General features: G+C 70.2%; 9 protein-coding genes and 2 pseudogenes. 6 read left to right on the forward strand and 5 right to left on the reverse strand.

Annotated features, from left to right (window positions below):
• Positions 1-301: pseudogene (locus FV222_RS10290) on the reverse strand (septum formation inhibitor MinC); the annotation flags it as partial.
• Between the two features lie 269 nt (positions 302-570).
• Between FV222_RS10290 and FV222_RS10295 the strand changes: the two are divergent.
• From FV222_RS10295 to typA, 4 genes are all read left to right on the forward strand, one after another.
• Positions 571-888: an iron transporter gene (locus FV222_RS10295; protein WP_147761324.1), complete on the forward strand. Its 318-nt coding sequence runs from the start codon at positions 571-573 to the stop codon at positions 886-888.
• Positions 885-2423 carry a PepSY-associated TM helix domain-containing protein gene (locus FV222_RS10300; RefSeq protein ID WP_147761323.1) on the forward strand — a complete coding sequence of 513 codons (1539 nt, stop codon included), beginning with the start codon at positions 885-887 and terminating at the stop codon, positions 2421-2423. Before FV222_RS10295 ends, FV222_RS10300 begins: the two co-directional genes overlap by 4 nt.
• Positions 2420-2767: a DUF3325 domain-containing protein gene (locus FV222_RS10305; RefSeq protein WP_147761322.1), complete on the forward strand. Its 348-nt coding sequence runs from the start codon at positions 2420-2422 to the stop codon at positions 2765-2767. Before FV222_RS10300 ends, FV222_RS10305 begins: the two co-directional genes overlap by 4 nt.
• 165 nt (positions 2768-2932) lie before the next feature.
• Positions 2933-4765 carry a translational GTPase TypA gene (gene typA, locus FV222_RS10310; RefSeq protein WP_147750124.1) on the forward strand — a complete coding sequence of 611 codons (1833 nt, stop codon included), beginning with the start codon at positions 2933-2935 and terminating at the stop codon, positions 4763-4765.
• Between the two features lie 99 nt (positions 4766-4864).
• Here the strand turns inward: typA and FV222_RS29525 are convergent, their stop codons facing one another.
• The 4 genes and pseudogenes from FV222_RS29525 to carA all read right to left on the reverse strand — a co-directional run bounded on the left by FV222_RS29525 (position 4865) and on the right by carA (position 7003).
• On the reverse strand, positions 4865-5041 hold the full coding sequence (locus tag FV222_RS29525) for a hypothetical protein (RefSeq protein ID WP_187277294.1): 177 nt from the start codon (positions 5039-5041) through the stop codon (positions 4865-4867).
• Complete coding sequence (locus tag FV222_RS10315) at positions 5038-5355, reverse strand: hypothetical protein (protein WP_147814144.1); 318 nt, start codon at positions 5353-5355, stop codon at positions 5038-5040. Before FV222_RS10315 ends, FV222_RS29525 begins: the two co-directional genes overlap by 4 nt.
• Before the next feature lie 5 nt (positions 5356-5360).
• Positions 5361-5684: pseudogene (locus FV222_RS10320) on the reverse strand (hypothetical protein); the annotation flags it as partial.
• A gap of 83 nt (positions 5685-5767) precedes the next feature.
• Positions 5768-7003 (reverse strand): glutamine-hydrolyzing carbamoyl-phosphate synthase small subunit, encoded by a 1236-nt coding sequence (carA, locus tag FV222_RS10325; protein ID WP_147761319.1) that lies wholly within the window; start codon positions 7001-7003, stop codon positions 5768-5770.
• Between the two features lie 226 nt (positions 7004-7229).
• Here carA and FV222_RS10330 point away from each other — a divergent pair, with 226 nt between their 5' ends.
• Complete coding sequence (locus FV222_RS10330; protein ID WP_147761318.1) at positions 7230-7691, forward strand: GatB/YqeY domain-containing protein; 462 nt, start codon at positions 7230-7232, stop codon at positions 7689-7691.
• Between the two features lie 115 nt (positions 7692-7806).
• The coding region (gene dnaG / locus FV222_RS10335; RefSeq protein WP_147814146.1) for a DNA primase at positions 7807-9429 on the forward strand (1623 nt) is incomplete at its 3' end.

Consider the following 9429-nt stretch of genomic DNA (forward strand, 5'->3'; position numbering starts at 1 on the left):
GGCCGGGTCCGAGCAGGGCCGGAGCGGCCCCCTCGATCCCGTAGATCGCGATGGCGCGGGACGACAGCTCGGCCACAAGCCCGGTCAGGTCGTCGCGGTCGAGGGTCAGCCCGGTCAGGTCGAGGATCACCGGCCGCCCGGAGAAGAAGGCCGGCGCGCGCTGGCGCAGGGCGTCGAGGTCGGCGAGCCAATCCTCCACCGGAGGCAGCGGCGCGAGCACGGTCGCCATGAACGAGCGGCCGCGGAAGCGGATCGGCGGACGGGGCGCGTCGGGCTTGGGCTGGGTCACGGGGGCGGGCATCTCGCGTGTCGGGCCTGGACCTCGCCTGCATGCGGCGTGCGCGCCCGCGGAGCAATCCTCGCGATCGGCTTGCCCACCCCGATGGTGATCCGAGGTCGGCAGGACACGTGCGAGCACCACGCCGCAATCCCTGCTCGAAACCCTGCTAAGCCGTTGCGCGCCAACTGGAATGGTTCTGAAACATAGCGGTTGCAACGGCGCCTGCGGCCTTGCTACCCCCGGCATCGATCGCGCCCCCTTGCGGGGCGAAGCCCGAGGGATGCACCGCGATGGCTCAGCAGAAGGACGCACGGCGCGGTCCGGCCTACCGCCTCGCGGTGGCAGGGCGGATCGTGCTCGCGGTGCTCGGGGGCTACGGGGTCGCGGCGCTGCTGACCGCGCTCCTGTCGCTGACGCTGCCCCTCGTCCGCTCGGAGGCGGTCGCGAGCGCAACGCTCGTGAGCTTCGCGGTGATGGTGGCGGTGGTGGTCTACGTCTTCGCCGCCCGCGCCCTCGGGCGCGCCGCGCTCGCGGTCGTCGGCCTCGCAGCCGTCCTCGGCGGCGGGCTCTGGCTCGCGAGCGGGTTCTCCGCCGCCGGTGCCGCATGAGGCAAGGCTTCCGCCAGTCGATGGCGTGGCTGCACGCGTGGTCCGGCCTCGTGGTCGGCTGGGTGCTGTTTTCAGTCTTCGTCACCGGCACGGCGAGCTACTATCGCGCCGAAATCTCGCAATGGATGCGGCCGGAGTTGGTGGCCGGCGCGAGCGACCCGGCCCGCTCGGCCGACCTCGCTGCCGCCTACCTGCAGAAGGCGATGCCCGACGCCGTGGGCTGGTACGTCGAGCTGCCGAAGCCCGAGAAGCCGGCGGTCGGCGTCATGTGGTGGAAGAGCCTGGACGGTCCGTTCCACCAGGCGCTGCTCGACTCCACGAGTGGTGCGCCGGTCGCGGCGCGCGACACGCGAGGGGGCGACTTCCTCTACCGCTTCCACTTCGAGCTCGGCATGCCGCCGCTCTGGGGCCGCTGGATCGTCGGCACTTGCGCGCTGGTGATGCTGGTGGCGCTGGTCTCCGGAATCGTCACCCACCGGCGGATCTTCGCCGACTTCTTCACCTTTCGGCGGCGGCGCTCGCAGCGCGGCTGGCTCGACGCGCACAACGTGTTCGGCGTGCTCGCGCTGCCGTTCCACCTGATGATCACCTACACCGGCCTCGTCACCCTCGCGCCGATGTACATGCCCTGGGGCGTCGCCGCCGCCTACAAGGGCGACGAGATGCGCTTCTACGTCGACAGCGGGCTGATGCCGGACCTGCGCGGCCCGGCGGGCAAGCCCGGCACGCTGGCGCCGCTCTCAAGCATGATCGCGCAGGCGATCGCGGAACGCGGCGAGGCGCCGGAGGGCGTCTCGGTCTACAACCCCGCCGACGCCGCGGCTTCGGTGGTCGCGATCTTCGAAGAACCGCACGGCCTCGCCCACGAGCACCCGCAGATCGCGTTCGACGGCACCACCGGCGCCGTCCTCGGACGCAACGGCGCGACCCGCGCCGCGGCCAAGACCTCTACGGTGATGCTCGGCCTCCACGAGGGCCACTTCGCCGGCGCGGCCCTGCGGGCGCTGTTCTTCCTCTGCGGAATCATGGGTGCGGCCACCGTCGCCACCGGCCTCGTGCTGTGGGCCGTGGCCCGCGCGCCGAAGGGGGTGGAGGCGGACGGCTTCGGCTTAAGGCTGGTGCGCGTGCTGAACCTCGGCACCATCGCCGGCCTTCCGGCGGGGATCGCCGCCTACTTCCTCGCCAACCGCCTGCTGCCCCTCGACCTCGCGGCCCGTGCCGACTGGGAGGTCGGAATGTTTTTCGGGGCCTGGGCGCTGGTGGCGGTGCTGGGCGCCGTACGCCCGGCCGGGACGGTCTGGCGCGAGGGCCTGGCGCTCGTCGGCGCCTTGTTCCTCGCGGTCCCGTTCGTCGGCGCCATCGCCACCGGCCTGCATCCACTCGTCGGCGAGTTGCGCTTCCTCGGCTTCGACGCCGCGATGATCGTCCTCGGCGTGCTGTTCGTGCTCGCCGCGCGCAAGGCCGGGCGACCGCGGCCTCCGCAGGCGCAACGCGCGGACGCCGCCATCGCCGGACGGGAGGCCCTGCGAGTATGACCGCCATCGTCGTCGCCCTCAACCTGGCGCTCTGCTTTGCCGGCCTCTCGGCGCTGGCACTCAGCCTCGACCGCCACCACCGCGACGCCTTCCTGGTGCGGGCCGGCGCGGCGCGCGCGCGGACCTTGCGAATCGCCGGCTGGGCCAGCATTGGGCTGTCCTTCGCCGCGGCGGTGACGCTGGAGGGCTGGAACTTCGGGCCGGTGCAATGGGTCGGCACCTTGACCGGCGCGGCGCTCCTCGTGGTCGCGTTCCTGTCCTACAGGCCGGGCTGGCTCAGGCCGGCTGCGCTTCTGGCGCTGCCCGTCGCCCTGGTGACGCTGCCGCTGGCGCTGTACGGCTGAGCAGCGTCTCGCTGCCCAGAACCACTGCCCAGAACCACTGCCCCCTTGCCGCAGAGGCCGACTCCTTATATTGCGGCGCAATAGCTCGAACCCGTTCTCGACCCGGCGTGGCCGACCGTAACAGCGGTCCGTCCCGTGGCGGGTTCTACTCGCTTCGGAAACACCATGAAGCTGCGCAACATCGCCATCATCGCCCACGTCGACCACGGCAAGACGACGCTCGTCGACAAGCTGCTGTCGCAGTCCGGCTCCTTCCGCGACAACCAGCGGGTCGAGGAACGGGCGATGGACTCGAACGACCTCGAGAAGGAGCGCGGCATCACCATCCTGGCCAAGGCGACCTCGGTCGTCTGGAAGGACACCCGCGTCAACATCGTCGACACCCCCGGCCACGCCGACTTCGGCGGCGAGGTCGAGCGCATCCTGTCGATGGTCGACGGCGTGATCGTGCTGGTGGACGCGGCCGAGGGTCCGATGCCGCAGACCAAGTTCGTGGTCGGCAAGGCGCTCAAGATCGGCCTGCGCCCGATCGTGGCCATCAACAAGGTCGACCGTCCGGACGCTCGCATCACCGAGGTGGTGAACGAGGTGTTCGACCTGTTCGCGGCGCTCGACGCCACCGACGACCAGCTCGACTTCCCGATCCTCTACGGTTCGGGCCGCGCCGGCTGGATGGCGACCGCGCCGGACGGCTCGCAGGAGGACGGCCTCGCGCCGCTGTTCGACCTCGTGCTCGAGCACGTGCCCCCGGCAAAGGTGGAGGAGGGTCCGTTCCGGATGCTCGGCACCCTGCTCGAGGCCAACCCGTTCCTCGGCCGCATCATCACCGGCCGCATCGCGTCCGGCACCGTGAAGCCGAACCAGGCGATCAAGGTGATGGACCGCGAGGGCAAGCTCGTGGAGACCGGCCGCGTCTCGAAGATCCTCGCGTTCCGCGGCCTGGAGCGCGCGCCGATCGATGTCGGCGAGGCGGGCGACATCGTCTCCATCGCCGGCCTCGTGAAGGGCACCGTCGCCGACACGTTCTGCGACCCGCAGGTCGAGACCCCGATCCAGGCCCAGCCGATCGATCCGCCGACCGTGACCATGTCCTTCATCGTCAACGATTCGCCGCTCGCCGGCACCGAGGGCGACAAGGTCACCAGCCGCATGATCCGCGACCGTCTGTTCAAGGAGGGCGAGGGCAACGTCACGCTGAAGATCGAGGAGGCCGCCGACAAGGACAGCTTCTTCGTCTCCGGTCGCGGCGAGTTGCAGCTGGCAATCCTGATCGAGACCATGCGTCGCGAAGGCTTCGAGATCGCCGTCTCTCGTCCCCGCGTCGTGCTCTCGAAGGACGAGGATGGCGGCATCCTGGAGCCGGTCGAGGAGGTCGTGGTCGACGTCGACGAGGAGTATTCGGGCGTCGTCGTGCAGAAGATGTCGGAGCGCAAGGCCGAGATGATCGAGATGCGGCCGTCGGGCGGTGACCGCCTGCGCCTCGTCTTCCACGCGCCCACCCGCGGCCTCATCGGCTACCAGAGCGAGCTGATGACCGACACGCGCGGCACGGCGATCATGAACCGCCTGTTCAAGGCCTACGAGCCCTTCAAGGGCGAGATCGCCGGCCGCCGCAACGGCGTGCTGATCTCGAACGACAAGGGCGAGGCCGTGGCCTACGCCATGTGGAACCTGGAAGACCGCGGCCCGATGATGATCGAGCCCGGCGCCAAGGTCTACCAGGGCATGATCATCGGCGAGCACAACCGCGAGAACGACCTCGAGGTGAACGTGCTCAAGGGCAAGAAGCTTACCAACATCCGCACCACCTCGAAGGACGAGGCCGTGCGCCTGACGCCGCCGATCCGGATGACGCTGGAGAAGTCGCTCGCCTGGATCCAGGACGACGAGCTGATGGAAGTCACGCCGAAGTCGATCCGTTTGCGCAAGACCCATCTCGACCCGAACGACCGCAAGCGCTTCGAGCGCTCGAAAGAAGCCGTCACCGGCGCCGTGTAAGGTCCTCGACCGCACCAGCAAGAAGGCCCGGGCATCGCTACCCGGGCCTTTTATCGTTCCTGGCGTCCGCCGCCGCGAAAGCACGACAGCAAAGCGTTTTCAGCCGGCGCCCGGGTCGGCGTCCTCGTCCTTCGAAGCGCCGCCCTGCGGTCCCTTGCCCGGATGCCCGTCGGTCTTCTCGTTCGGGTCCATCACCGCGTCCGGCGCGACGTTGGCGGGCTTGCCATTCGGGGGCTCGTCCGAAGAGTTGCCCGAAGGCTTGTCGTGCTCGCTCATTTCCCCTCCTCGCGCTCGGCTTTGTAGTGCCCGTCGGCGACCGTCTGGTCGGCCTGTGGGCCGCGGGACGCCTTCTGGTCGGAATGCCCGCCCGACGAGCCGCCGGGCGTCGGCGGAGCGCGGCCAGGCTCGCCGCCCTGCTTCCAATCGGCCTTCCGCTCGGGGTCGGACTTGCCGCCCGTTCCCATGTCGGTGATCGCCGACTGCTCGGCGGTGTGCCCGCCGCCGCCGGCCGCGGGCTTGCCGCTGCTGCCGACTTTGTCGTCCGGCTTGCGGGTGACGGTCTCCGAGGCTTCGTCCGTGTCGCGGGCCATCAGCACTTCCCGTCGTCCTGCCCGACGGCGGCGGTGGCGCGATCGATCGCCTCAGAGGCGGTTGCGCCCGGCTGGCCCTCGCCGCGGATCGCCCGCAGGTTCTCCGGCGGCGTCTCGGCCTCGGTCTGGTCGGTGGCGTCCTCGCTCTTCATGCCCGAGGCGATCCGCGCGGTCTCGGCCTCGCCCGCCGGGTTGCCCTTGAGGTCGGCCTGGGTCCGGGATGGGGTGCCGACGTCGAGGGGCGAATCCTGTCCGAGATCCTGGCCGTTGTGGTCCGTGTTCGCGGAAAAACCCTTCAGTGAGGAGCGGTCTGCGTCGTGCTCGGCCATGGTGCGCCTTTCGGGCTGTCGATCCATCATGTGGATCGACAACACCGATGGCGGGCGACGGTTGCCTCCGACGCCCCGCGCGATCAGGCCACGCCGGACGCCGGCTCGGGCTTGCCGGACCGCATCAGGGTCACGAATCGGTCGAACAGGTAGTGGCTGTCGCGCGGACCCGGCGAGGCTTCCGGGTGGTGCTGCACCGAGAAGGCTGGCCGGTCGGTGAGGGTGAGTCCGCAATTCGAGCCGTCGAACAGCGAGACGTGGGTCTCGACCGCGGTCTCGGGTAGGCTCGCCGGATCGACGGCGAAGCCGTGGTTCATCGAGACGATCTCGACCTTGCCGGTGGTCTTGTCTTTCACGGGATGGTTCGCGCCGTGGTGGCCCTGGCCCATCTTCACCGTGCGCCCACCGAGCGCGAGGCCCATAAGCTGGTGCCCGAGGCAGATGCCGAAGGTCGGAACCTTCGAGGCGAGCAGCTCGCGAATTACCGGCACCGCGTATTCGCCGGTCGCAGCCGGGTCGCCAGGACCGTTCGACAGGAACACGCCGTCCGGCTTCAGCGCCAGGATGTCGGCCGCGCTGGTGGTCGCCGGCACGACGGTAACCGTGCAGCCGGCCTCGGCCAGCAGCCGCAGGATGTTGCGCTTCACGCCGTAATCAATCGCGACGACGCGCAGGCCCTCGCCCGGTACGCCGCGGCCGTAGCCCGCCTTCACCGTCCAGGTCGATTCACTCCAGTCGGAGCGCTCGCGGCTGGTCACCGGGGGCACGAGGTCGAGGCCTTCCATCGGCGCGAGGGCCGCGGCGCGCGCCTTCAGGGCCTCGCGGTCGAAGTTGCCCTGCGGGTCGTTGGCGATCACCGCGTTCGGCATGCCGTGGTCGCGGATGCGGGCGGTGAGCGCGCGGGTGTCGATCCCGGTGATGCCGATGATGCCGCGGGCCTTCAGCCACGCGTCGAGGTGCGAGGACGAGCGCCAGCTCGACGGCTGGGTCACGGCCGAGGCGATCACCGTGCCGCGCACGCCCGACGCCGGGGCGGCGTCGAGGCTTTCGAGATCCTCGTCGTTGGTGCCGGTGTTGCCGATATGCGGGAAGGTGAAGGTGACGATCTGCCCGGCATAGGACGGGTCCGTCAGGATTTCCTGGTAGCCGGTCATCGCCGTGTTGAAGCAGACCTCGCCGTCGGCGACGCCGGTCTGGCCGATGCCGAAGCCTTCGAGGATGGTGCCGTCGGCCAGCACCAGCAACGCGGTGGCGACGGGCTCGGCCCAGGGCTCGGGCACGGCGGCGTCTCTCGGCGCGGAAGCGCTGTCTTGCAGCATCACGGTGATCTCGCTTATGTCCGGCCACGACCGGCGCCGTCGAGACGGCGCGAGCGGGCGGCGGGTGATCGTGTGCGGCGGTCTTATCGAGCCCGCGGCGACGGGGTCAATGTGGTGCCGCATCGAACGCGGCTCAATCGCTGCAAACCGCAGGCCAGCCACCCGTTTCTGCACGACCTTCGCTTTCGCGCCACCTCCGTTCCGCACCACCTCAAGGACAAGCCCGATGCTTCGCGCCCGCCTCACCACCGAGATGAAGGAGGCCATGAAGGCCGGCGAGAAGGCCAAGCTCGCGACGATCCGGATGATCCAGGCGGCGCTCAAGGACAAGGACATCGAGGCGCGGGGGCTCGGCAAGGAGCCGGCGAGCGACGACGAGATCCTGGCGCTGCTGCAGAAGATGATCAAGCAGCGCAACGAATCGGCTGCGGTCTACGAGCAGGGCGGCCGTCCGGAGCTGGCCGAGAACGAGCGCGCCGAAATCGCGGTGATCGAGACCTACCTGCCCAAGCAGATGGACGAGGCCGAGACGCAGGCTGCGATCGATGCCGCCATCGCCGAGGCGGGCGCCGCCGGCCCGAAGGACATGGGTAAGGTCATCGCGATCTTGAAGGGCACCTATGCCGGCCGCATGGACTTCGCCAAGGCGAGCGGATTGGTGAAGGCGGCGCTGAACGCGAAGGCGTGACGCGACACCGCGGTTCTGCCCGCTATCCACCGTCGTCCCGGGGAAGGGACTCGGTGCGGGTGCCTGCGGTATACATCCCGGTCCGAACACCGGACACCGGACCCGCCGCATACCTGTGCGCTACCCGCCCCACATCCTCGAAGAGATCCGCAACCGGCTTCCCGCCTCCGACGTGGTCGGCCGGCGTGTGAAGCTGAAGAAGGCCGGGCGCGAGTGGCGCGGGCTGTCGCCGTTCAACGCCGAGAAGACGCCGTCCTTCTACGTCAACGACCAGAAGCAGTTCTATCACTGCTTCTCTTCCGGCAAGCATGGCGACATCTTCAGCTTCTTGATCGAGACCGAGGGCCTGAGCTTCCCCGAGGCCGTCGAGCGGCTGGCCGGGGAGGCCGGCGTGTCGCTGCCGGCGCCCAGCGCCGACACCCGCGAGATGGAGACCAAGCGCCGCGGCGCGATCGAGGTGATGGAGTTGGCGACCGCCTGGTTCGAGGAGCGGCTGGCGTCCCCCGCCGGCGCGGCCGCCCGCGCCTACCTCGACCGGCGCGAACTCGGCCCCGAGATCCGCAGCCGTTTCCGCCTCGGCTACGCGCCGGCCGACCGCTACGGCCTGCGCGACCACCTCGCGGCCAAGGACGTCGACAAGGCGCTGATGGGCGAGCTCGGCCTGCTGGTGACGGGCGAGGACATCGCCGTGCCCTACGACCGCTTCCGCGACCGCATCATCTTCCCGATCGCGGACGTGCGCGGCCGGGTGATCGCCTTCGGCGGCCGCGCGATGCAAGCGGACGCGAAGGCCAAGTACCTGAACTCGCCCGAGACGCCGCTCTTCCACAAGGGGCAGGTGCTCTACAACCTGAACCAGGCGCGCAAGGCCGCCCACGATCGCGGTACGATCATCGCCGTCGAGGGCTACGTCGACGTGATCGCGATGACGTTGGCGGGGCACGCAAACACCGTTGCGCCGCTCGGCACCGCGCTCACGGAAGAGCAGCTCGGCCTGCTGTGGCGGCACGCCGACGAGCCGGTCCTGTGCTTCGACGGCGACGGCGCCGGGCAGCGTGCCGCGTTCCGCGCGCTCGACGTCGCACTGCCGATGCTGGAGCCGGGCCGGTCGCTGCGCTTCGCGACGCTGCCGGAGGGCCAGGACCCCGACGACCTGCTGCGCTCTGGCGGCGCGGCGGCGATCGACAAGGTGGTCGAGGCGGCCAAGCCCCTGGTCGAGGTGCTGTGGAACCGCGCCGTCGAGACCGGCTCGACTGACACCCCGGAGCGCCGCGCCGGCCTCGCCAAGACCCTGCGCGGACTGATCTCCGGCATCCGCGACGAGACGGTGCGGAGCTATTATCGCGACGAGATCGAGGAGCGCCTGCGCGGTCTCTCGCCCCGCAGCGCGCCTCAGCAGCGCGGCGCCTACCAGCCGGGCGGACGGCAGAATACTTACCTAAGGAAGCCTCGCCCCGGCGATCCACCGCCGTCGCCGCGGCTCACCGCCGGGCCGAGCGCCGGGCTTGCCCGCTCCAACGGGTTTTCCGGCAGCGGCAGCTCCCGCGAGGCGATGATCGTGGCGAGCCTCCTCGTCCACCCCGAGCTGCTCGGTCTCGAAGCGGAGGACCTCGCCGCCCTCGATCTCGAGGATCCGGATGCGGTGGCCCTGCGCTCGCTGCTCCTGGACCGCGCGGCCGACGCCGCCGACCCGGACGTGGCGGTGGTGGAGAACCGCCTGGCCCGGGCGGGGCTCGAG

Source organism: Methylobacterium sp. WL103 (genome assembly GCF_008039885.1).
Taxonomy (GTDB): domain Bacteria; phylum Pseudomonadota; class Alphaproteobacteria; order Rhizobiales; family Beijerinckiaceae; genus Methylobacterium; species Methylobacterium cerastii.